Annotated in this window: 5 protein-coding genes; all 5 read left to right on the top strand. The window is 73.3% G+C overall.

Annotated elements, in window-relative coordinates; all coding sequences use genetic code 11:
• Positions 1 to 90: 90 nt before the first annotated feature.
• Genes AFR_RS23830 through AFR_RS23810 form a run of 5 tightly spaced genes read left to right on the top strand, consistent with a single transcriptional unit; the run spans position 91 to position 26245 of the window.
• Positions 91 to 4515 carry a non-ribosomal peptide synthetase gene (locus tag AFR_RS23830; RefSeq protein WP_023363594.1) on the top strand — a complete coding sequence of 1475 codons (4425 nt, stop codon included), beginning with the start codon at positions 91 to 93 and terminating at the stop codon, positions 4513 to 4515.
• On the top strand, positions 4512 to 14888 hold the full coding sequence (locus AFR_RS23825) for a non-ribosomal peptide synthetase (protein WP_023363593.1): 10377 nt from the start codon (positions 4512 to 4514) through the stop codon (positions 14886 to 14888). The genes AFR_RS23830 and AFR_RS23825 overlap by 4 nt, the downstream gene beginning before the upstream one ends.
• Positions 14885 to 25630, top strand: coding sequence for a non-ribosomal peptide synthetase (locus AFR_RS23820; protein WP_023363592.1), 10746 nt, complete (start codon positions 14885 to 14887; stop codon positions 25628 to 25630). Before AFR_RS23825 ends, AFR_RS23820 begins: the two co-directional genes overlap by 4 nt.
• On the top strand, positions 25630 to 25836 hold the full coding sequence (locus AFR_RS23815; protein WP_023363591.1) for an MbtH family protein: 207 nt from the start codon (positions 25630 to 25632) through the stop codon (positions 25834 to 25836). The genes AFR_RS23820 and AFR_RS23815 overlap by 1 nt, the downstream gene beginning before the upstream one ends.
• Positions 25826 to 26245: a hypothetical protein gene (locus tag AFR_RS23810; RefSeq protein ID WP_041841078.1), complete on the top strand. Its 420-nt coding sequence runs from the start codon at positions 25826 to 25828 to the stop codon at positions 26243 to 26245. The genes AFR_RS23815 and AFR_RS23810 overlap by 11 nt, the downstream gene beginning before the upstream one ends.
• The last annotated feature ends 11 nt before the right edge of the window (positions 26246 to 26256 follow it).

The raw sequence follows: 26256 nt of genomic DNA, 5'->3' as shown, positions 1-26256 counted from the left end.
CTATCGAACCGGCGTCGGCCGGGCTCTCCTGTTAGGTAAGGCTTGCCTTATAGTGAGGCGATTCATCGGCCTGTCCTCGGGAGCGCCTGCATGCAGATCATCGGTGGCAGCATCGACGGGACCGTCGCGGATCGCCGGTGGCGGTCCACGGGCGGCCCGTTGACCGTGGCCCCGGCCACGCTCCCCGACGTCTTCGCGACGACGGCCCGCCGGGACCCCGCCGCGGTGGCCGTGGTCTTCGAGGACACCGAGGTCAGCTACGCCGAGCTCGACGAGCGGGCCAACCGCCTGGCCCACACCCTGATCGCCCGGGGTGTCGGACCCGACCGCGTTGTCGGTCTCGCCGTGCCGCGCTCGATCGACATGGTGGTCGCGGAGCTGGCGGTGCTCAAGGCCGGCGGCGCCTACCTGCCGCTGGACCCGGCCGACCCGGCCGAGCGTCTCGCCTACATGGTCGGTGACGCCCGGCCGGCCTGCCTGGTCACCACGACCGAGGTGGCCGGGCGACTGCCCCGCTTCGACGACCTGCCGCGGCTCGTCCTCGACGACGACAACTTCGCCGCTGAGCTCGCGGCCGCCCCGGCGAACGACCCGGCCCGGCCCGGGCTCCGGGTCGAGAGCGCCGCCTACGTCATCTACACGTCCGGCTCGACCGGCCGGCCCAAGGGTGTGCTGCTCACCCACGCCGGTGTCGCCAAGCTGCTGTCCACGCAGTTCGAACGGTTCGGCCTGACCCCGGACGTCCGGGTGCTGCACTTCGCCTCGCCGAGCTTCGACGTGGCCTTCTGGGACCTGTGCCTGGCGCTGCTCTCCGGCGGACGCCTCGTGGTCGTCCCCGCCGACCGCCGCGTCGCGGGCCCGGCCCTGACCGAGTACGCCCAGCGGCACCGGGCCAACTTCATGATCCTGCCGCCGGCGCTGCTGGCCGCGCTGCCCGCCGGCTGCGAGCTGCCACCGGGCATCCTCCTGGCCGGGACCGAGCGGGTCTCACCCGAGCTGGTCGCCCGCTGGGCCCGCGGACGGCGGATGTTCAACGCGTACGGGCCGACGGAAGCCACCGTCAACTCCACCCTCGGTGAATGTGACCCCGAGCAGGTCGACGGCACCTCGGTCCCGATCGGACGCCCGGACCCCGGCACCGACGCGTACGTGCTCGACGACCGTCTCCAGCCGGTCGAGCCCGGTGTCCCCGGTGAGCTCTACCTGGCCGGGCCCGGCCTGGCCCGGTGTTACGTCAACCGTCCCGACCTGACCGCCGAACGATTCCTGGCCGACCCGTTCGGGCCGCCCGGCGGGCGCATGTACCGCACCGGTGACCTGGCCGCCTGGCGGGCCGACGGGCGGCTGGACTTCCTCGGCCGGGTCGACGACCAGGTCAAGGTGCGCGGCTACCGCATCGAGCTCGGTGAGGTCGAGTCGGTGCTGGCCCGGCACCCGGGCGCCGGTCAGGTCGCCGTGATCGCCCGCGAGGACCGGCCCGGCGACGTCCGCCTCGCCGCGTACGTGGTGCCGGCCGGTGACGCCGCGCCCGACGAGCAGGCGCAGGCCCAGGTGGCCGAGTGGAAGGAGCTGCACGAGCTGCTCTACCAGGCCGGACGGGTCGAGCGCTTCGACGAGAACTTCACCGGCTGGAACAGCAGCTTCGACGGCTCCCCGATCCCGCTCGACCAGATGCGCGAGTGGCGCGACGGCACGGTCGCCCGGATCCGTGCGCTGCGACCGCGGCGGATCCTGGAGATCGGTGTCGGCAGCGGCCTGCTGCTGTCCCGCCTCGCACCGGACTGCGAGAGCTACTGGGGTCTGGACCTGTCCGAGGAGGCCATCGCGACGTTGCGCGGTGCCGTCGCCGGTGTCCCGGAGCTGGCCGACCGGGTCACCTTGCGCGCGCAGCCCGCCCACGACCTCGACGGTGTGCCGGCCGGCCACTTCGACGCCGTGGTCATCAACTCGGTGGCGCAGTACTTCCCGAGCGCCGACTACCTGGTCGGTGTCCTGCGGGCGGCGGCCGAGCGGCTCGCCCCGGGTGGTTCGGTGTTTGTCGGCGACGTCCGCAACCTGCGGCTGCACCGGATGCTGCACACCGCCATCCAGGCGGCGAACGGTGTCTCCCCGGCTGAGCTGGACGAGGCCGTGGACGCGGCCGTCCGGGCCGAGCGGGAGCTGCTGATCGACCCCGGCTTCTTCGCCGGGCTGCCGGCCCTCGTGCCCGCCTTCCGGGGCGCGCAGGTGCTGGTCAAGCGGGCGCGCTTCGACAACGAGCTGAGCCGCTACCGCTACGACGTTGTGCTCACCACCACTCCCGCTGTTGTTCCGGCCGAGGAAACCCTGGCCTGGCCCGGGAGCCTCGACGCGGTGCGCGAACGGCTCGCCGAGAGACCGGCCCGGTTGCGCCTGACGGGAGTGCCGAACGCCCTGCTCGGCGGGGAGCCGGCGCCCGGGGTCGAGGACTATCACGAGCTGGCCGCCCGGCACGGCTGTCAGGCGGCGGTGACCTGGGACGGACGTTCCGGCCGCGGCGACCTCGACGTGGTCTTCGAACGCGGTGAGCACGAACCGGCCGGCGCCTACCGGCCCGCGGACGGCGACTTCCCGCACGCCAACACGCCCACTGCCTTCACCGACCCGGCCGCGCTGGTCAAGGCGCTGCGGATGCACGCCGAGTCGTGGCTGCCGGCGTACATGGTGCCGACCGGGTTTGTGGTCCTGGACCGGCTGCCGGTGCTGACCAGCGGCAAGCTCGACCGGGCCGCACTGCCCGCCCCCGACTACGCCGCGCTGGCGACCGGGACGGCCGCCCGGACCCCGCGGGAGGAGCTGCTGTGCGAGCTCTTCGCCGACGTGCTCGGTGTGCCCGGGGTCGGCATCGACGACGACTTCTTCAGCCTCGGTGGCGACAGCATCGTGTCGATCCAGTTCGTCCTGCGCGCCCGCGCCGCCGGTCTGGTCTGCACGTCACGCCAGGTCTTCGAGCACCGCACCGTCGCCGCCCTGGCCGAGGTCATCACAGTCGCCGACACCGGCACCCGGGACCGCCCCGACGACGGCGACGGTGACATCCCGTTCACCCCGATCCTGCGCTGGCTCGACGAGACCGGCGGGGACATCACCGCGTTCAGCCAGTCCATCGTGCTCACCACCCCGGCCGGTGCCACCGAGCCGGGCCTGACCGCCGTCCTCAACGCGCTCACCGACCGGCACGACCTGCTGCGCGCCCGCCTGGTACGCGCTACACCCGACCGCCCGGGCCTGCTGCGAGTGGCCTCCCGGGGCACCGGAACACCGTGGCTGCGCCGGGTTGTGATGCCGCTGGGTGACCCCGCCGAGCTGATCGCCGCCGAGGAGCGGGCCGCGGCGGACCGGCTCGATCCGGAGCAGGGCGTCATGGCGCAGGCCGTGTTCTTCGACGCCGGGGAGTCGACGCCGGGCCTGCTGCTCCTGGTCCTGCATCACAGCATTGTCGACGGTGTGTCGTGGCGGATCCTCCCGGCCGACCTCGCCACCGCCTGGGAGCAGCGGGCCGCCGGTCGCCGACCCGCCCTGGAACGCACCGGCACCTCCTTCCGGCGCTGGGCCACCGAGCTGAAGGCCGCCGCCCTCCGCCCGGACCGGGCCGTGGAGCTCGATCTGTGGCGCGGCATCCTGACCGGGCCCGACCCGGCACTGGCCGGACGCGCGCTGCGGCCCGTCGACGACCTCGCCACCGTGGCCCGTCACACCGTGCGCCTGCCCGCCGCGAGCACCGAACCGGTGGTCACGACCGTGCCCGCCGCGTTCCACGCCGGCATCAACGACGTCCTGCTGACCGCGCTCGCCCTGGCCGTGGCCGGGTGGCGCGAGCGCACCGGCCGCGGCGCCGAGCGGTCGGTGCTGATCGCGCTGGAAGGCCACGGCCGCGAGGAACAGGTTGTCGCGGACGCCGACCTCACCCCGGCGCTGGGCTGGTTCACCAGCGTCTTCCCGGTGCGCCTCGACCCGGGCGACGCCGACCTCACCGACGCGCTCGCCGGTGGCCCGGCGGCGGGGACAGCCCTCAAGCGGGTCAAGGAACAACTGCGCCAGATCCCGGACCACGGCATCGGGTACGGCCTGCTGCGGTACCTCAACCCGGACACCGAGCCGGAGCTGGCGGGGTTCGCGGCGCCGCAGATCAGTTTCAACTACCTGGGCCGGTTCAGCGCGGGCTCGAAGGCGGACTTCTCGCCCGTCGCCGGGCACGGCATCCTCGCCGGGGGCTTCGACCTGGGGATGCCGGTCGCGCCGTACACGCTGGAGATCAACGCGTACGTCCAGGACACCGCCGCCGGGCCGGAACTCGGGGTGACCTGGGCCTATCCGCGTGACCTGCTGGACGACGCGGCCGTCGCCGACCTCGCCGCGGGCTGGTTCACCGCGCTGGAGGCGCTGGCCGCGCACGCCCGGGGACCGGCCGCGGGCGGGCTCACACCGTCCGACCTGACGCTGACGCTGAGCCAGGACGAGATCGACGAGTTCGAAGCCGAATGGGAGACTCCGTGACCGCGCCCGCCGGGCTGGCCGACATCCTGCCGCTGACCCCGCTGCAGGAAGGCCTGCTCTTCCACGCGCACCTCGCCGCGGACGGACCGGACGTCTACACCGGACAACTCACCATCGCCCTGCACGGGCCGCTCGACGCGGAACGGCTGCGCGCGGCCGGACAGGCCCTGCTCGACCGCTGGCCCAACCTGCGGGTGGCGTTCCGCCGCCGCAAGAACGGCCAGGCCGTCGCCATGGTGCCCAAACACGTGGTGCTGCCGTGGGCCACGCTCGACCTGACGCCGGAGGAACTGCCGGCCTTCCTCGACGCGGACCTGCGGCAGCGTTTCGACCCCGCGTCGGCACCGCTGCTGCGGATGACCCTGGTCCGGCTCGGGCCGGGCGACCACCGGCTCGTCTTCACCCACCACCACCTGCTGATCGACGGCTGGTCGATCCCGCTCGCGCTGGACGAGCTGATCGCGCACTACCGCGGTGACACGCTGCCCGAGCCACCCGCGTTCAAGGCCTATCTCGGCTGGTGCGCGGCTCAGGACCGCCCGGCCGCGGAGGCCGCCTGGCGCGCGGAACTGGCCGGTCTGGACGGGCCGACCCTGCTCGCCCCGCAGCCCCCGGCCCGTGCGGTCGTGCCGGACAGCGCCGTCCGTGACCTGTCACCCGAGCTGACCGCACGCCTCGTGGCGCTCGGGCGCTCCCGCGGGCTCACCTTGAACACCCTGGTCCAGGGCGCGTGGGGGATCGTCGCCGGTGCCCTGACCGGCCGCAACGACGTGGTGGTCGGCGCCAGCGTGGCGGGGCGCCCGCCGGATCTGCCCGGGTCCGACCGGATGATCGGGCTGTTCATCAACACCATCCCGGTGCGGATCAAGCTGGATCCGGGCGCGACCGTGGTGGCGGCTCTGCGCCGGCTGCAGGACGGTCAGGTACGGGTGATGGACCACCAGTACCTCGGCCTGTCCGAGATCCAGCGCCTGGGCGGGCACGGCGAGCTGTTCGACACGCTGACGATCTTCGAGAACTACCCGCTGGGGGACAGCCTGCCCGCATCCGGCGACGGCTTGCGCGTGACGGGCGCGGAGGTCCGCGACTGCGCCCACTACCCGCTCACGCTGACCGCGCGCCCGGGCGAGCGGATGCACCTCGACCTGGAGTACCGCGGCGACCTGTTCGACCCCGCCGCAGCGGCGTTGCTGCTGGCCCGGCTCGAGCGGGTCCTGACGCGTATCTGTGACGCCCCCGACGCGGCGCTGGCCACGACCGACGTGCTGAGCCCGGCCGAGCGGCAGACGATCCTGCGCGGCTGGAACGACACCGACGCACCGGTTCCGGCCGGCACGATCACCGGGCTGCTCGACGAGCAGGTGCGCCGGACCCCGGACGCAGCGGCGCTCGTAGCCAGCGGCCGGCAGTGGAGCTACACCGAGCTGCAGGAGTGGTCCCACGGGCTGGCGGGCGTCCTGCACGAGCACGGTGTCGGTCCCGGGGACCTGGTCGCGCTGGCGCTGCCGCGGGCGCTGACCGTGCCGGCCCTGTTCGGTGTGCTCGCGAGCGGCGCGGCCTACCTGCCGCTCGACCTGGAACAGCCGGCCGACCGGATCGCCGGGATGCTCGACGACGCCGCCCCGGCACTGCTGATCACCGTCGGCGGTGTCGACGTGCCGTGGACCGGCGCCCGGATCACGGTCGGCCCGGACACGCCGGATGGAATGCCATTCACCCGGGCGATCGATCCGGAGTCGCCGGCGTACGTGATCTACACGTCCGGGTCGACGGGACGCCCGAAGGGTGTGGTCGTCCCGCACCGGGGCATCGTGAATCTCTTTGCCGGCCATCAGAAACGGCTCATGCCGGGTCCGGTACGGCGGGTGGCCCATGTCGCGTCGTTCACGTTCGACGGGTCGTGGGAGCCGCTGTTGTGGCTGCTCGGCGGCCACACGCTGCACGTCGTCGACGCGGACGTCTACCGCGATGCGCGGGCGCTGGTCGGCTACCTGAGCGAGCAGCACGTCGAGGTCCTCGACGTGACGCCGACCTACCTGCGTGAGCTGGTCCCGGCGGGCGTGCTCGAGGCCGGTCTGCGGGTGCTGCTGGTCGGTGGTGAGGCCATCGATCCGCAGTTGTGGCAGCAGATCTGCGCGGTCGAGGGCCTCGTCTGCCACGACCTGTACGGCCCGACGGAAGCATCGGTGGACGCGTACGGCTGGCACGGGCCGGACCGGTCGGCGTACCGGCTGGACAACGTCCGCACCTACGTCCTCGACAACGCGCTGCGCCCGGTCCCGCCGGGTGTCCTCGGTGAGCTCCACGTCGCCGGCGCCGGCCTGGCCCACGGCTACCTGAACCGGCCGGGCCTGACCGCCGGTCGTTTCCTGGCCGACCCGTTCGGCCCGGCGGGCAGCCGCATGTACCGCACCGGCGACCTGGCCCGCTGGACGCCGGACGGCGTGCTGGAGTTCGCCGGCCGCGCTGACGGCCAGGTCAAGGTGCGTGGCTTCCGCATCGAGCTGGGCGAGATCGAGGCCGCCCTCGGGCAGGCCGCTGTGCTGGTGCGCGACGGCCGCCTGGTCGCCTACGTGGTGGGCGCTCCGGTCGACGTCGACGCCCTGCGGGCCAAGCTGCCGGATTACATGATCCCGGCGGTGTTCGTCGAGGTGGACGCGCTGCCGCGGACGGTCGCGGGCAAGCTCGACGTCGCCGCCCTGCCCGACCCGGACCTCTCGCTGCTGAGCACCGGTCGCGTCGCGCGGACCACCCGTGAGCAGCAGCTGTGTGACCTCTTCGGTGAGGTCTTGGGCCTGCCGGCGGTCGGCATCGACGACGACTTCTTCGCCCTCGGCGGGCACTCGCTGCTGGTCATGCGTCTCGCCGGACGCGTCCGGTCGGTCCTCGGTGTGGAACTGCCGGTCCGCGCGGTGTTCGACGCCCCGACCGTGGCGGCACTGCTGCCGCGCCTCGAAGGGTCCAATCGGGCGCCGCTGGTCGCCACCGAACGGCCCGAGCGTGTGCCGCTGTCGTACGCCCAGCAGCGGCTGTGGTTCCTCTACCGCCTGGAGGGCCCCAACCCGACGTACAACCTGCCGATGGCCTGGCGGCTGCGGGGCCGCCTGGACCGGGACGCGCTGATCGCGGCGGTCGGTGACGTCGTGGCGCGCCACGAGACGCTGCGGACGGTTTTCGCCGAGGACACCGAGCCGTACCAGCGGGTGCTGCCGGCCGGGCCGCTGACCATCCCGGTGGAGGACATCGCCGAGGCTGACGTCGCCGACCGGCTGGCGGCCCTCGGCGCGTACGCCTTCCGCCTCGACCAGGAACCGCCGCTGCAGGCCCGGCTGCTCCGGGTGGCACCGGACGAGCACGTGCTCGTCCTGCTGCTGCACCACATCGCCGGTGACGAGTGGTCCGACGTGCCGCTGCGCCGGGACATCGTGGCGGCGTACACGTCCCGGTGTGCCGGTCTCGCGCCGAGTTTCCCGCCGCTGCCCGTGCAGTACGCGGACTTCGCCCTGTGGCAGCGCGCCGAGGCGGACAGTCTCGCCGGGCAGATCGACGGCTGGCGTGAGGCTCTCGCAGGGCTCCCGGAGGAGCTGGAGCTGCCCGCCGACCGGCCGCGACCGGCGGAGGCCACCTATCACGGTGACGTGGTCGAGTTCGGTCTTCCCGCTGATGTCACCGCCCAGCTGCGCAGTCTCGCGCGGTCCACCGGCACGTCGATGTTCATGGTCGTTCAGGCCGCGGTGGCGGTGCTGCTGACCCGGCTCGGTGCGGGCACCGACATCCCGCTGGGCTCGCCCGTCGCTGGTCGTCCGGACTCGGCGCTGGACGACCTGGTCGGGTTCTTCGTGAACACGCTGGTGCTGCGGACCGACACCTCGGGGGATCCGACTTTCCGGGAGCTGCTGGCCCGGGTGCGGGAGACCGATCTGGCGGCGTTCGATCGGCAGGAGGTGCCGTTCGAGCACCTGGTCGAGGCGCTGAATCCGGTGCGGTCGCTGGGGCGGCACCCGCTGTTCCAGACGATGGTGTCCTACCTGGGTGAGGCCGACAGCACCTGGCACCTCGGGCCGTTGCGGGTCGAGGCCGAACGCGTCCGCCAGCACGTCGCCATGTTCGACCTGTCGTTCGACTTCTTCGAAACCCGTGACGGCGTCCGCGGCGAGCTCGAGTACGCCACCGACCGCTACGACCGGAACTCCGCCGAGACCCTGGTCGAACGCCTCCGACGGGTCCTGACCGCGGTCGCCGCCGACCCCTCGGCCGCCATCAGCCGGACCGACGTCCTCGCCCCGCACGAGCGCGAGCAACCAGTCGTCACTCTGCCGGTGCCCGACGGTTCCATCGTGGACCTCTTTGCCGCCCAGGTGGCGGCGACACCGCAGGCCACCGCACTCGTCTCCGGTGGCCGGGAGTGGACCTTCGCCGAGCTGGACGACTGGTCGGCACGGCTGGCCGGCGTGCTCACCGCGCGGTGTGCCGGCCCCGGCGACCTGATCGCCCTGGCGACGGCCCGCCCGCTCACCGTGCCCGCGATCCTGGGTGTGCTCAGGACCGGCGCGGCGTACCTGCCTCTCGACACGTTCCAGCCCGCTGGCCGGCTCGCCACCGTGCTGGAAGACGCGCGCCCGAGGCTGCTGGTCACCACCGAGGGCGCCGACGTGCCGTGGACCGGTGCGAGGGTCACGGTCGGCCTCGAAGCGCCGGCCGCTGCGCCGCTCACTCCGGTGTCGGTCGACCCGCAGGCGCCCGCGTACGTGATCTTTACGTCCGGGTCGACGGGACGCCCGAAGGGTGTGGTCGTTCCGCACCGGGGCATCGTGAATCTCTTTGCCGGCCACCGGCAACGGCTCATGCCGGGCCCGGTCCGGCGGGTGGCCCACGTCGCCTCGTTCACCTTCGACGGATCGTGGGAGCCGCTGATCTGGCTGCTCGACGGGCACGCGCTGCATGTCCTCGACGACGACGAGTACCGCGACGCCGGTGTCCTCGTGTCACGCCTGCGCGACCAGCGGATCGACGTCCTCGACGTGACCCCGACCTACCTCCGCGAGTTGATCCCGGCCGGCGTGCTCGAGGCGGGTCTGCGGGTGCTGCTCGTCGGTGGTGAGGCCATCGATTCCCAGCTGTGGCACCAGATCTGCGCGGTCGATGGCCTGGTCTGCCATGACCTGTACGGGCCGACCGAGGCCTCGGTGGACGCGTACGGCTGGCACGGGCCGGACCGGTCCGCCTACCGCCTGGCCAACGTGCGTACATACCTGCTGGACCAGACCCTGCAGCCCGTGCCTCGCGGCGTCCTCGGCGAGCTGTACGTGGCCGGCCCGGGCCTGGCCCACGGCTACCTCAACCGGCTCGGCCAGACAGCAACGCGCTTTGTCGCCGACCCGTACGGCGAACCGGGCAGCCGCATGTACAGCACCGGTGACCTGGCCCGCTGGACACCGGACGGTGTGCTGGAGTTCGCCGGCCGCGCCGACGGCCAGGTCAAGGTGCGCGGCTTCCGCATCGAGCTCGGCGAGATCGAAGCCGCCCTCGGGCAGGCCGCTGTGATCGTCCGCGACGGCCGCCTGATCGCCTACGTGGTGGGCGGTCCGGTCGACGTCGACGCCCTGCGCGCCAAGCTGCCGGACTACATGATCCCAGCAGCGTTTGTCGAGGTCGACGCGCTGCCACGGACGGTCGCGGGCAAGCTCGACGTCGCCGCCCTGCCCGACCCCGACCTTTCGCTGCTGAGCACCGGCCGGGCCGCCCGGAACACCCGCGAACAACAGCTCTGCGACCTCTTCGCCGAGGTCCTCGGTCTGCCCACGGTGAGCATCGACGACAACTTCTTCGCCCTCGGCGGGCACTCGCTGCTCGTCATGCGTCTCGCCGGACGTGTCCGCGCGGTGCTCGACGTGGAGCTCCCGGTCCGGGCCGTGTTCGACGCCCCGACCGTCGCGGGCCTGCTGCCCAGGCTGGAAAGCGCCCGGCGTGCACCGCTCGTCGCCGCCGACCGGCCGGCACGTGTGCCGCTGTCGTTCGCCCAGCAGCGGCTGTGGTTCCTCTACCGCCTCGAAGGCCCGAACCCGACCTACAACATCCCGATGGCCTGGCGGCTGCGCGGACACCTCGATCGGGACGCGCTGGTCGCGGCCGTGCACGACGTCGCCGCTCGGCACGAGACGTTGCGGACGGTCTTCCCCGACGTCGACGGGACGCCGTACCAGCGGATCCTCCCGCCCGAGGCCGTTCCGGTCCTCTTCGAGGAGGGCGACCCCGGCTACTGCTTCGACCTCGACCGGGAAGCGCCGCTGCGGGTCACCGTGACCACGACCGGCCCCGACGAGCACGTGCTTCTCCTGCTGCTGCACCACATCGCCGGTGACGAGTGGTCCGACGAGCCGCTGCGGGCCGACCTGTCCACCGCGTACGAGGCCCGCCGCGCCGGCCGCGCTCCGGACTTCCCACCGCTGCCCGTGCAGTACGCGGACTTCGCCCTCTGGCAGCGCGCGGAGGCCGACGGTCTCGCCGGACAGATCGCGGCCTGGCGGGAAGCTCTGGCCGGGCTGCCGGACGAGCTGGAGCTGCCTGCGGACCGGCCCCGCCCGGCGGAGGCGACCTACCACGGTGACGTGGTCGAGTTCGCCGTACCCGGGACGGTGTCCCGCGAGCTGCGGCACCTGGCCCGGACGACGGGCACCAGCCTCTTCATGGTCGTTCAGGCCGCGGTGGCGGTGCTGCTGACCCGGCTGGGTGCGGGCACCGACATCCCGCTCGGTTCGCCCGTCGCTGGTCGTCCGGACTCGGCGCTCGACGACCTGGTCGGCTTCTTCGTGAACACGCTGGTGCTGCGGACCGACACCTCGGGGGATCCGACTTTCCGGGAGCTGCTGGCCCGGGTCCGCGAAACCGACCTCGCGGCGTTCGATCGGCAGGAGGTGCCGTTCGAGCACCTGGTCGAGGCCCTGAATCCGGTGCGGTCACTGGGGCGGCACCCGCTGTTCCAGACAATGGTGTCCTACCTACCCGGCAGCGGCGACCGGTGGCAGCTCGGCGACCTGACCGGGCACCCCGAACCGGCCGGTCACCCCTCCGCGATGTTCGACCTGTCGTTCGACTTCGCCGACACCCCGGACGGTACGGGCATCGAAGGTGTGCTCGAGTTCGCCACCGACCGCTACGACCGGGACACCGCCCGGACACTGGTCGACCGTCTCCAGCGGGTGCTCGCGGCGGTCGCGGACGACGCGTCCGTGGTGGTCAGCCGCGTGGACGTCCTCGCACCGGACGAACGCGACCGGCTGCTCAGCGGCGACAACGGGCCGGCGCCGGCCGGGTCCATCGTGGACCTGTGGGCGGCGCAGGCGGGATCACCGGGCATCGCCCTGGTGTCCGGCGGCCGGTCCTGGACCTTCGCCGAGCTGGACGACTGGTCGACCCGGCTGGCGGCCGTGCTGGCCGGGCGGGGAGTGGGCCGCGGCGACCTCGTTGCGCTCGCGGTTCCGCGCCCGTTGACCGTGCCCGCGATCCTCGGTGTGCTCAAGTCCGGCGCGGCTTACCTGCCGCTGGACACTTACCAGCCGGCCGACCGGATCGCCGCTATCCTCGCCGACGCCGCGCCCGCGCTGGTCCTCACGACCGGGGGCACGGCGCTTCCGCCCGGCGTGGCCCGGCTGCCGATCGACGAGCCTGGCCTGGCCGGCGAGCCGGTGGCCGAGCCCGCCCGGCCCGGTGCCGAGGACCCCGCGTACGTGATCTACACGTCCGGGTCGACGGGACGCCCGAAGGGTGTGGTGGTGCCGCACCGGGGCATCGTGAATCTCTTCGCCAGTCACCGGGAACGGCTCATGCCGGGCCCGGCTCGGCGGGTGGCCCACGTCGCCTCGTTCACCTTCGACGGGTCGTGGGAACCGTTGCTGTGGCTGTTCGGCGGCCACACGCTGCACGTCCTGGACGACGACGAGTACCGCGACGACGCCGCGCTGGTCGCCTACGTGCGGCGTCACCACGTCGACGTCCTCGACGTGACCCCGACGTATCTGCGTGAGCTGATCCCGGCGGGTGTCCTCGAGGCGGGTCTGCGGGTGCTGCTTGTCGGTGGTGAGGCCATCGATTCCCAGCTGTGGCACCAGATCTGCGCGGTCGAGGGCCTGGTCTGCCACGACCTGTACGGCCCGACCGAGGCTTCGGTGGACGCGTACGGCTGGCACGGGCCGGACCGGTCGCCCTACCGGCTGGCCAACGTGCGCACCTACCTGCTCGACGAAGCACTCCAGCCGGTCCCATCGGGCGTTCTCGGCGAGCTGTACATCGCCGGCCCGGGTCTCGCCCACGGCTACCTCAACCGGCTCACGCAGACCGCGGAACGGTTCGTCGCGGACCCGTACGGCAAACCCGGCAGCCGCATGTACCGCACCGGTGACCTGGCCCGCTGGAACGCCGCGGGCGGCCTGGAGTTCGCCGGCCGCGCCGACGGCCAGGTCAAGGTGCGCGGCTTCCGCATCGAGCTGGGCGAGATCGAGGCCGCCCTCGGGCAAGCTGCCGTGATTGTCCGGGACGGCCGCCTGATCGCCTACGTGGTGGGCGGTCCGGTCGACGTCGACGCCCTGCGCGCCAAGCTACCGGACTACATGATCCCGGCCGCCTTCGTCGAGGTCGACGCGCTGCCACGGACGGTCGCGGGCAAGCTCGACGTCGCCGCGCTGCCCGACCCGGACTTCTCCGCCCTCAGCGGCGGCCGGGCCGCCCGCACCGCCCGCGAACAGCAGCTCTGCGACCTCTTCGCCGAGGTCCTCGGGCTGCCCACGGTCGGCATCGACGACGACTTCTTCACGCTCGGCGGCGACAGCATCGTGTCGATCCAGCTGGTCAGCCGGGCGCGCGCGGCCGGTCTCGGCATCAGCCCGCGGGACGTGTTCCGGCACAAGACCCCGGCCGGGCTGGCCCTGACCGTCCAGGCCGCCGAACCGGTCGTGACCGAGGACCCGCGCGAGGCGTGGGGGAGCGCACCACTGACCCCGGTGATGCGCTGGCTGCACGAGGTGAACGGCCCGACCCGTGGATACAGCCAGTCGATGCTGCTCCACGCGCCGGACGGGCTCACCGCCACCGGGCTCGCCGACGTGCTGCGGGCCGTCACCGACCGGCACGACCTGCTGCGTGCCCGGATCACCGCGGACGGCGTGGAGATCCCCGAACCGGGGACGCCGCTCGACGTGGTCCGCGAGGCCACCTACGACGAGGCCACGCTGCCCACGGTGGCCGCTGCGGCCCGCGACCGGCTGGACCCGGCGGCCGGTGTGCTGCTCCAGGCCGTTCTGCTGCACCCCGGGCACGTGCTGCTGGTCGTGCACCACCTTGCCGTCGACGGTGTCTCCTGGCGCATCCTGCTGCCGGACCTCGCCGCCGCCTGGGCCGACCGGGAGGCGGGCCGTCCGATCGTGCTACCGCCCGCGGGCACCTCGTTCCGGCGCTGGGCCCGCGAACTCGAGCGACTCGCCGCAGCACCCGGCACCACGGCACAGCTGCCCTACTGGACCGAGGTGCTCGACGGGCCACCGGCCACCCTGGGGACCCGGGAACTCGACCCGGCCCGGGACACCGTGGCCACCTGCGCCGAGCAGGCCCTGGTCCTGCCGCCGGAGGAGACCGGCCCGTTGCTGACGACGGTCCCGGCGAGCTTCCACGCGAGTGTCAACGACGTGCTGCTGACCGGTCTGGCCCTCGCCCTGCGCGACTGGTCCGGCGGCACGGGCGCGCTGGTCATGCTCGAAGGGCACGGGCGCGAGGAACATCTCGTGGCGGGCGCCGACCTGTCCCGCACGGTGGGGTGGTTCACCAGCGAATATCCGGTACGCCTGGAGGTGTCGACCGAGAACCCCGGCGATGCTCTGAAGGCCGTCAAGGAACGCCTGCGCGCGGTGCCGGACAACGGCGTCGGCTACGGCCTGCTGCGCTACCTGCACCCGGAAAGTGCGCCCGTGCTCGCCGTACGCGGAAAGCCGTTGATCGGTTTCAACTATCTCGGGCGCTTCGCCGCCGGTGATGCCGCCGAGGCCGCGTGGGAGCCCGCCGGTGAGGGCTGGGGTGGTGGTGCGGACGACGGCATGCCCGCGGACTATCCGCTCGAGATCAACGCCACCGCCGAGGACCACCCGGACGGCACCCGGCTCACCGCGACCTTCACCTGGCCGCGTGACCTGCTCACCGAGGCGCAGGTGGACGAGCTGGCCGGCCGCTGGCGCGCGGCGCTGCGGGCGCTGGCCGCACACGCCGCCGACCCGGACGCCGGTGGTCACACCCCGTCCGACCTGACCCTGGTCGAGCTGAGCCAGGACGACATCGACAGCTTCGAGGCCGAGTTCGCCGACCTCGAGTCCGAGTGGGAGACGCAGTGACCAAGAAGACCGGGCTCGAGGACGTCCTGCCGCTGTCCCCGCTGCAGGAGGGCCTGCTGTTCCACGCGCTCTACGACACGGACGCCCCTGACGTCTACACCGTGTCGTCGGCGCTCGACCTCGCCGGGCCGCTGGACACCGGACGGCTCCGCGAGGCCGGCCAGGCCCTGCTCGACCGGCACGCGAACCTCCGCGCGGGCTTCCGCCGCACGGCCAAGGGCACCACGGTCGCCGCGATCCCCACCCGGGCCCGCCTGCCGTGGATCGAGCACGACCTCAGCGCCCTGAGCCCGGACGAGCGGGCGGCGGAACTCGACCGGCTCGCCGCCGCCGACCAGGCCCAGCGCTTCGACATGACCCGGCCGCCGCTGCTGCGCATGTCGCTGGTCAAGCTGGGCGCGGGGGAGCACCGGCTCACCATCACCCACCACCACATCCTGCTCGACGGCTGGTCCGCCCCGCTGCTCGTCCAGGAGCTCCTCGCCCTGTACGCGCGCCCGGGCTCGCTGCCGCCGGTCACGCCGTACAAGGCTTATCTGGCCTGGTTGTCGCGCTGGGACAAGGAGTCGGCCACCGTCGCGTGGCGGCAGGCGCTGTCCGGCCTGGACGAACCGACCCGCGTCGCGCCCGCGGGCACCACACCCGAACCGGTCGTGCCCGGCTCGGTCGAGATCGCGCTGCCCGAGGACCTCAGCGCCAGGCTCACCGGGCTCGCCCGCACCCGCGGCCTGACGCTGAACACCGTCGTCCAGGCGGCCTGGGGTCTGCTGCTGGGCAAGCTCACCGGCCGTACCGACGTCGTCTTCGGCGCCACCGTCTCCGGCCGCCCGCCGGAACTGCCCGGTGTCGAGTCGATGATCGGGCTGTTCATCAACACCGTCCCGGTGCGGGTGCGGATCGACCCGGCCGAGGCCGCCGGTGACCTGCTCGCGCGTCTGCAGGACGAGCAGGCCGCGCTGATCGAGCACCAGTACCTCGGACTGGCCCAGGTGCAGCGGCTGGCCGGTCACGGCGAGCTGTTCGACACCCTGACCGTCTTCGAGAGTTACCCCGAAGGTGACGGCGATACCGTGGCCGGGCTGCGGGTCACCCAGGCGCACGACGAGGACGCCACGCATTACCCGTTGACGCTGGTCGCCGAGCCGGGCGCGCGGATCAACCTGGAGCTCCGTCACCGCGCCGACGTGTTCGACGGCGGCACCACCCGGACCCTGCTCGACCGGCTGGTCCGCATCCTCACCGCGATCGCCGACGACCCCGCGGCCCCGGTCGCCCGCATCGACATCCTCGGCGCGGACGAGCGGGCGACCGTGCTCGGCCCGTGGACCGGCACCATCGAGGGCATCGAGCCGACCACGTTCCCGCGCCGGTTCGCCGAGATGGTCGCGGCCCACCCGGACGGCGTCGCCGTGATCTGCGAGGACGAAGAGGTCAGCTACACCGAGCTGGAGGCCCGCTCGGGTCGTCTCGCCGCCGCGCTCGCCGGTCGCGGGATCGGTCCGGGTGACGTCGTCGCCGTGGGCCTGCCCCGCTCGGTCGACCTGGTCACCGCCCTGGTCGGCGTGCTGCGCTCGGGGGCCGCCTACCTCGCGCTGGACCTGGACTACCCGTCCGACCGGCTGCGCTACATGCTCGACGACGCCGCACCGGCTGCCGTGGTCACCCGCGCCGACCTGGCCGCCGTTGTCCCTACCGACGTGCCGATCGTCGACGTGGCCGAGGCGCCGTCCGGCCCCGCGGTCACCCCGCGCGAGCCGGTGGTCGACGACGCCGCCTACGTCATCTACACGTCCGGCTCGACCGGGCGCCCCAAGGGTGTCGTGGTCACGCACGAGGGTGTGGCCAAGCTCGTCGCCACCCAGGAACGGCGCATGGGTGTCACCTCCGACAGCCGTGTCCTGCTGTTCGCCTCACCCAGCTTCGACCTCGCCTACTTCGAGATGTGCCAGGCGCTGCTCTCCGGCGGTGCGCTCGTGGTCGTACCGGCCGAGCTGCGCATCCCCGGCGCCCCGCTGGTCGACTACCTGACCAAGCACGAGGTCACCCAGATGGCGCTGCCGCCGTCGGTGCTCAGCGCCCTGCCCGCGGACTGCCGGCTGCCGCTGGGTGTCGGCATGCTCGTCGGCACCGAGGAGGTGCCGGCCCGGCTCGCCGAGCGGTTCGCCGCCGGGCGGCGCATGTGGAACGCGTACGGCCCGACGGAGACGAGTGTCAACGCCACGCTGTGGGAGTGTGCGCCCGTCTCGACCGGGACCGTGCCGATCGGCTTCCCCGACCCCGGACAGCGCGCGTACGTGCTGGACAGCAGCCTGCAGGCAGTCCCGGTCGGCACGGTCGGCGAGCTCTACCTCGGGGGTCTCGGCCTGGCCCGCGGCTACCTCAACCGGCCCGGCCTGACCGCCGAACGCTTCCTGCCCGACCCGTTCGCCGCACCCGGTACGCGGATGTACCGCACCGGCGACCTCGTGCGCTGGACCTCCGAAGGTGCCCTGGAGTTTGCCGGGCGCGCCGACCACCAGGTCAAGATCCGGGGCTTCCGGGTGGAGCTCGGCGAGATCGAGGCCGTCGTCGCCCGTCAGCCCGGCGTCCGGCAGGCCGCCGTCATCCTGCGGACGGACAACGGTGTCAAGCGCATCGTCGCGTACGTCGTGCCCGGTGACGACCTCACGAAGCTGCGCGCCGACGTGGCTGCCGTGCTGCCGGACTACATGGTTCCCGGGGCGTTTGTCGCCCTGGACGCGTTGCCGGTGTCGGTCAACAACAAGCTCGACCGGGCCGCCCTGCCCGCACCCGACTTCGCCGCAGGACCGGAGGGCCGGGCCCCGCGCACGCCCCGCGAGAAGCTGCTGTGCGACGTGTTCGCCGAGGTGCTCGGCGTGCCCGAGCTGGGCATCGACGACGACTTCTTCGCCCTCGGCGGCGACAGCATCATGTCGATGCAGCTCGTCGGGCGCGCCCGCGCCGCCGGTCTGCTGATCAGCCCGCGCCAGGTCTTCCAGAACCGCACCCCGGCCCGTCTGGTCGCGGTCGCGGGCACGGTCACCGGCCCCGATCCCGTCCCCGCGGCCCTGTCGCTGGTCACCCTGAGCGAGGCCGACCGGCACGAGCTCGCCACCCTGGGCACCGAAGTACGCGAGGTGCTGCCCCTGTCCCCGCTGCAGAGCGGCCTGCTGTTCCACACCCTGCTCGACGACGGTGGCCCGGACGTCTACACGGTCCGGATGATCGTCGACCTGTCCGGCCCGATCGACGCCGCCCGGCTGCGTGCCGCTGCCCAGGCCCTGGTCGATCGGCACGGCAACCTGCGCGCGTCGTTCCATCACCTGGCGTCCGGTGCGGCGGTGAGTGTCGTGCCTGCCGCGGTCACCGTGCCGTGGACAGAGGTGGACCTCTCCGGCCGGGACGACGACGCGTGGCAGCAGCTGCTGGCCGAACAGGGCCGCCGGTTCGACCCGTCCGTCGCGCCGCTGATCCGGCTCGCGCTGGTGCGTACGGGACCGGACACGCACCGGCTCGTGGTGACCCACCACCACCTGCTGCTCGACGGCTGGTCACGGGGGCCGCTGCTGGCCGAGCTGTCGGCGCTCTACCGCGACGGGGACAGCACACCGGCGGTCGTGCGCCCGTACCGGGACTATCTCGCCTGGGTGGCCGGCCAGAACCGGGGGATCGCCGAACAGGCCTGGGCGGGCGCTCTGCGCGGCCTGGCCGAGCCGACCCGGGTCGCACCCGCCGACGGGCACCGCGCCGCCCTGGCCCCCGGGGTGGCCGAGGCCGAGCTGCCCGCGGCCCGCACCGCCGAGCTCGTCGCGATCGCGCGGGCCCGCGGCCTGACCCTGAACACCGTCGTGCAGGCCGCCTGGGCGCTGCTGCTGGCCCGGCTCACCGGACGCGACGACGTGGTCTTCGGGGCGACGGTCTCCGGCCGCCCGCCGCAGCTGCCCGGTGTCGAGTCGATGATCGGGCTGTTCATCAACACCGTGCCGGTCCGGGTGCGCCTCGACCCGGCCGAGCCCGTGCACGTGCTGCTCGACCGCCTCCAGGACGAGCAGTCCGCCCTGATGGAACACCAGTACCTGAGCCTCACCGAGATCCAGCGGCTCGCCGGGGGCGGGGAGCTCTTCGACACCCTGCTGGTCTTCGAGAACTACCCGGACGGCGACGCGGACGAGGACGGGCTGCCGGTCACCGGCACCGACGGCCACGACGCCACGCACTACCCGCTGACGCTGATCGCCGAGCCCGGCCCGACGCTGCGGCTCGCCGTCGAGTACCGGCCCGACCTCTTCGACCACGCGTACGCGGACCGTCTCGCCGCCGCCCTGGTCACCGTGGTCGACGAACTCGCGGCCGGGCTGGACGCCCCGGTCGGTCGGGTCGGCCTGCTCGACGCCGCCGGCCGCGACGCCGTCCTGGCCGCCGGTCGCGGCGAGACCCGGGAGCTGTCCCCGGCCACACTGCCGGAGCTGGTCGCCGCGCAGGTCGTGGCCACCCCGGACGCGGTTGCGGTGGTCGGCCCGGACGGCACCGAACTCACCTACCGCGAGCTGGACGAGCGGACCGACCGGCTGGCCCGGGTGCTGACCGCCGCCGGCGCCGGCCCCGAGACGGTGGTGGCGCTGGCACTGCCGCGCTCGGTCGAGCTCGTGACGGCGATCCTGGCCGCCGGGAAGGCCGGTGCGGCGTACCTGCCGCTCGACCTCGACCACCCGGACGCGCGTCTGGCGACGATGCTCGACGACGCCCGGCCCGTGGCGGTCCTGGCCATCGCCGCGACCGCCGCACGGCTGGCGGCCCTGCCGTCCGCGCCCGGGCCGATCGTGCTGGACGGGCCTCTCGACGACCCCGACGTGCCGCTCACCGCGCCGCGCCCCGAGCAGCCCGCGTACGTGATCTACACGTCCGGATCCACCGGTACGCCCAAGGGGGTGGCAGTCGAGCACGCGGGCATCGTCAATCGCCTGCTCTGGATGCAGCACGAGTACACGCTGAGCGCCGCCGACCGGGTGCTGCAGAAGACTCCGGCCGGGTTCGACGTGTCGGTCTGGGAGTTCTTCTGGCCGCTCATCACCGGCGCGACGCTGGTGGTGGCCCGCCCGGACGGTCACCGCGACCCGGCCTACCTGGCCGGTCTGATCCAGCGGGAACGCATCACCACCGTCCACTTCGTCCCCTCGATGCTCACGGCGTTCCTGGCCGAGTCCTCGGCGACCGGCTGCACCACGCTGCGCCGCGTGATCTGCAGCGGCGAGGCACTGCCCACCGCCCTGGCCGACCGCTGCCGGGAACTGCTGCCCGGTGCCGGGCTGCACAACCTCTACGGCCCGACCGAGGCGTCCGTCGACGTCACCGCCTGGCCCGCGTCCCGGGGCACCGGCCGTGGCAGCGTCCCGATCGGCAGCCCGGTCTGGAACACCCGCGTCAGCGTGCTCGACACCAACCTCCACCCGGTTCCGGTCGGCGTACCCGGCGAGCTGTATCTGTCCGGTGTCCAGCTGGCCCGCGGCTACCGCGGACGCCCCGACCTGACCGCGGGCCGGTTCGTCGCCGACCCGTACGGGCCGGCCGGGACCCGCATGTACCGCACCGGCGACCAGGTCCGCTGGAGTGAGCCCGGTGTGCTGGAGTTCCTCGGCCGAGGCGACGGACAGGTGAAGATCCGCGGCCTGCGGGTCGAACTCGGCGAGATCGAGGCCACGATCGCCGCGCAGCCCGGCATCGGCTCGGCCGTCGTGCTGCTGCGCGAGGACCGCCCGGGTGTCGCGCACCTCGTCGGCTACGTGACGGTCACCGGCGACTTCGACGAGGACTCCCTGCGCGGCAGCCTGGCCGCGCTGCTGCCCGATCACATGGTCCCGTCCGCGTTCCTCGTCCTCGAGGCGCTGCCCGTCTCGGTGAACGGCAAGCTCGACCGGGCCGCCCTGCCCGCGCCCGACTTCGCCGCGGCGAGCACCGGCACCGCCGCCCGTACGCCCCGGGAGCAGCTGCTCTGCGACCTGTTCGCCGAGGTGCTCGGTGTGGCCTCGGTGGGCGCCGACGACGACTTCTTCCGGCTCGGCGGCGACAGCATCGTGTCGATCCAGCTCGCCGGCCGGGCCCGGGCCGCGGGTCTGTCGCTGACGCTGCGCCAGATCTTCCAGCTGCGGACCCCGGCCGCGCTGGCCGCCGCGGCCGGATCGGCGTTCACCGCGGCGGCCGGCGACGCTGCCCTGGTCGACCTGACCGACGCCGAGACCGCCGAGATCGCCGCCCTGGACATCGATGTGGCCGAGGTGCTGCCGCTCTCGCCGCTGCAGGCCGGACTGCTGTTCCACGCCGCGTTCGACGCCGACGGGCTCGACCTCTACACCGTGCAGATGGTCTTCGACGTGCCCGGCACGGCCGACCCCGCGCGGCTGCGGGCCGCCGGTCAGGCGCTGCTGCAGCGGCACGCCAACCTGCGGTCGTCGTTCCACCAGCTCGGCTCGGGCCGGCCGGTGGCGGTGGTGGCCCGTGGTGTGGTGCTGCCGTGGGCCGAGGCCAACCTGTCCGATCTGGACGGTGACCGGCGGGAGGAGGCGTGGCAGCGGTGCCTCGCCGAGGAGGGACGCCGCTTCGATCCGGCGTCCGCCCCGCTGCTGCGGATGATGCTGGTCCGCGTGGGTGACGCGTACCGGCTGATCCTGACGCACCAGCACATGCTGCTCGACGGCTGGTCCCGCGGCCCCCTGACCGACCAGCTGGCCGAGCTGTACGCGTCCGGCGACGACGGTGCCGGGCGTCCGCCGTACCGGGATTTCCTGGCCTGGCTGGCCGGGCAGGACCGCGGCGCCGCCGAGCAGGCCTGGCGCAGCGCGCTGGCCGGTGTCGCCGACGCCACCCGCCTGGCCCCGGCCGATCCGCAGCGCGAGCCGGCCGTCCCCGAGCTGGTCGAGCACGAGCTGGCCACCGGTGTCACGGCCGGGCTCACCGCGCTGGCCCGCGATCGGGGCCTGACCCTGAACACGCTGGTGCAGGCGGCCTGGAGTGTGGTGCTGGGCCGGCTCACCGGCCGCGACGACGTGGTCTTCGGTGCCACCGTCTCGGGGCGCCCGGCGCAGCTGCCGGGTGTCGAGTCGATGATCGGGTTGTTCATCAACACCGTCCCGGTCCGGGTCCGCGTCGACCCGGCCGAGCCGGTCCACACCCTGCTCGACCGGGTCCAGGACGAGCAGTCGGCGCTGCTCGACCACCAGTACCTCGGTCTCGCCGACATCCAGCGGCTGGCCGGCGTGGGCGAGCTGTTCGACACGCTGCTGATCGTCGAGAACTACCCGGACCACGACGACAACGCGGAAAGCTTGCTGTCGGCCGCCGATGCGGGCGGACGCGACGCCACGCACTACCCGCTGACCTGGGTCGTCGACCCGGGGGAGCGGCTGCGGCTGGGCCTGGAGTTCCGGCCCGACCTCTTCCCGCAACCGGTTGCCACGCGGCTGGTCGGCGCGGTCACCGCGGTGCTGACCGCGTTTGCCGCCGACCCGTCGCGCCGGGTCGGTGAGCTGGACCTGCTCACCGGTGAGGACCGCACCGGCTGGAACCCGCCCGCGCCCGAGGCCGATGGCGACCCCACGGTTGCCGAGGTGTTCGAGCGGCAGGCCGCCGCGTCGCCGGACGAGATCGCGGTCGTCTGCGGTGACGTCCGGTGGACCTTCGCCGAGCTGAACGCGCGAGCGAACCGGCTGGCCCGGCACCTCGTCGCGCGCGGTGCCGGCGCCGAGGACATCGTCGCGCTGGCGCTCCCGCGGACCGCCGACGCGATCACGGCGATCCTGGCGGTGCTCAAGAGCGGCGCCGCCTACCTGCCGCTGGACCCGGCGTACCCGGCGGCCCGGATCGCCGCCATGGCCGACGACGCGCGTCCCGCGCTGCTGCTCACCACCGCCACGACAGGCATCGACGTGGCCGGAGCCGGTCGTGTCCTGGTCGACGACCCCGAGCTGGACACCCTCTCCGGTGCCGACCTCACCGACGCCGACCGCGTAGGCCCCGCCCGGGCCGGGCACCCGGCCTACGTCATCTACACGTCCGGCTCCACGGGCAAGCCCAAGGGTGTGGTGGTCACCCACCGGAACCTCGTCAACCTGTTCCGCAGCCACCGTGACCAGCTCCACCGGCCCGCGCAGGCGAGCACCGGCCGCCGGCACCTGCGCGTCGGGCACGCCTGGTCTTTCGCGTTCGACGCCTCCTGGCAGCCGCAGCTCTGGCTGCTCGACGGGCACGCCCTGCACATCGTCACCGAGGAGGTGCAGCGCGACCCGGAGCAGCTCGCCACGCTGATCCGCGCCGAGGGCATCGACTTCATCGAGCTCACCCCGTCGCACTTCGCGCAGGTGGCCGACGCCGGGCTGATCCACGACGGGCACTGCCCCCTGGCCGTGGTCGGCGTCGGCGGCGAGGCGGTGCCCCCGGCCCTGTGGGAACGCCTCGGCAGCCTGCCCGGCACGGCCGCGTTCAACCTGTACGGCCCGACCGAGGCGACCGTCGACGCGCTGGCCGCGAAGCTGTCCGACTCCGCTGCCCCGGTCATCGGCCGAGCTGTCGCGGGTGCCCGGGCGTACGTGCTCGACCGTGCGCTGCGGCACCTGCCGACCGGCATCGCGGGGGAGCTGTACCTGGCCGGCGCCGGGCTGGCCCGCGGCTACCTGGGCCGTCCCGGGCCGACCGCCGAACGTTTTGTCGCCGACCCGTACGGCCCCGCGGGCGCCCGCATGTACCGCACCGGTGACCTGGTCCGGTGGACCGAGGACGGCCGGGTTGAATACCTGGGCCGGGTCGACGAGCAGGTGAAGATCCGCGGCTTCCGCATCGAGCTGGGCGAGATCGAGTCGGTGCTGGCCGCCCAGCCGGGTGTCACCGAGGCCGTGGTGGTCGCCCGCGAGGACCGGCCGGGCGTCCGGCGCCTGGCCGGTTACGTGGTGGCCGCCGGGGACGTCGACCCGGCCGCACTGCGGGCCGCGGTCGCCGCCGAGCTGCCGGACTACATGGTGCCGGACGTCGTGCGTCTCGACCGCCTGCCCACACTGGCCAACGGCAAGATCGACCGGTCCGCTCTGCCCGCCCCGGACCTCGGCCCGGCCACCGCCGGACGGGCGCCGCGCACCGAACGCGAGCGTCTGCTGAGCGAGGTCGTGGCCGGCGTGCTCGGACTGCCGGCGGTCGACGTCGAGGCCGACTTCTTCCTGCTCGGCGGGGACAGCATCGTCGCCATGCAACTCGTCGGCCGGGCCCGCGGTGCCGGGCTGCGGCTCACCCCGCGACAGGTTTTTGCCGAGCGTACGGTGGCCCGCCTGGCCGAGGTCGCCACCGTGGCGGTCGCGGAGACGGACCGCAGCACCGACGGGGTCGGGTCCTTCCCCCTGACACCGGTCATGCACTGGCTGAGCGAGGTCGACGGACCGATCGACGGCTTCAACCAGTCCGCGGTCGTGCAGGTCCCCGCCGGGCTCGGCTGGGAACACCTGCTGACCGCGCTGCAAGCCGTCGCCGACCGCCATGACCTGCTGCGTGCCCGCCTCGACCGCACCGGCGGCTGGTCGATGTCGGTACCCGCCACCGGTACGTCCCGGGCCGCCGACTGGACCGTCCGCGTGGATGTGTCCGGCCTCGACGAGCGCGGACTGTGGGACGCGGTCGCCGAGCAGGCCCGGATTGCGCAGGCCGCCCTCGATCCCGGGGCCGGCACGATGATCCGGGCGGCCTGGCTGGACGCCGGCGCCGACCGCCCCGGGCGCCTGCTGCTGCTCGTCCACCACCTCGTCGTGGACGGCGTCTCCTGGCGCGTGCTGCTCCCCGAGCTCGGCGCAGCCTGGAAGGACGCGGTCGCCGGACGCGCACCGGTGACCGCCGGTGCCGGGACCTCGTTCCGCCGCTGGGCGACCGGGCTGGCCGCGCAGGCCCTCGACCCGGCGCGCACGGCCGAGCTGCCGATGTGGACCGACATCGTCGGCCGGGGTGACCCGCTGCCGGTGCTGCGCCCGCTGGACCCGGCCGTGGACGTCGCCGCCACCCTGCTCGACGTCACCCTGGCGCTGCCGACCGACGTGACCGAGGCGCTGCTCACCCGGGTGCCCGCGGCGCTGGGCGCGACCATCAACGACGTGCTGCTCGGCACGCTCGGTCTCGCGGTCACCCGGTGGCGTGCGGGGCAGGGCGACGCGGTCCTGGTCGCCCTGGAGGGCCACGGCCGGGAGGAACATCTGGTGCCCGGTGCCGACCTGTCCGGAACGGTCGGGTGGTTCACCAACATCTTCCCGATCTGCCTCGACACCACCGGCATCGACATCGAGGACGCCTTCGCGGGCGGACCGGCGGCGGCAGCAGCGGTGGCGCGGGTCCGCGAGCACCTCGCGGCGCTGCCGGACAACGGCATGGGCTACGGGATGCTGCGGTACCTCAACCCCGACACCGCTCCGGTGCTGGCGGCGCTGCCGCACCCGCCCATCCAGTTCAATTACATGGGCCGCTTCGACTTCCCTGAGGCAGCCGACTGGGAGTTCGCCCCCGAGGCGGAGGCGGCCGAGAACGGCGCCGACGACGCCATGCCGGAAACCTACGAGCTGGTCGTCAACGCACAGACCGAGGACCGGGCGACCGGCCCCCAGATGACCGCCACCTGGGCCTGGCCGGCCGCGGTCCTCACCGAGGAATCGGTCGGCGACCTCGCTCGCACCTGGTTCGACGTACTGCAAGCCCTGGTTCAGCACACCACGAGGAGCAACTGATGAGCACCAACCCGTTCGACAACGCCGAAGGTATGTTCCTCGTGCTGGTCAACGACGAGAACCAGCACAGCCTGTGGCCGGTCTTCGCCGAGGTACCGGCCGGCTGGCGCACGACACACGGCCCGGCCGGACGCCAGGACTGCCTGGACCACATCAACACCACCTGGACGGACATGCGCCCGCAAAGCCTGATCGATGCCTCCTGAAGCCGTGGAGTGGTCCGCGACGGATACGGAGACGGGCCGGTTCTCGCCGACGGTGATGCGCTCGGACCTCGACGAGGTGGAGAACCACTTCATCTCGATGCGGGCCAGAGGTGAGGGCTTCCTCGAGGTCTCGCTGCCGACCGCCGACTCCCCGCAGGTCGCCCTGAGCTTTCGTGGTCCGCATGCAGTGGTCGAACAGCTTCGCGCCGTCGACGAGGACCCGAAGTCCTTCCTGCTGGTCGGGGATGGCAGCGTCCCGTGGGACGGCAAGGTTGAGGTGCCGGGCACGGAAGGGGACTCGGTGTTCACCGGTCACTTCGTGATGAGTGTCGACCACGCGTGGGACGCCGTTCGCCAGTTCGTGCGTACGGGCTCGCCGGCCGGCCTCGGCGAGTGGTACGAGCTGTAGTCGCCGGTACA

The organism is Amorphoplanes friuliensis DSM 7358, assembly GCF_000494755.1.
In the GTDB taxonomy this organism is placed as follows: Bacteria; Actinomycetota; Actinomycetes; order Mycobacteriales; family Micromonosporaceae; genus Actinoplanes; species Actinoplanes friuliensis.
The sequence above is the reverse complement of the archived record's forward strand: the minus strand, read 5'-3'. Positions and strand labels throughout refer to the sequence as shown.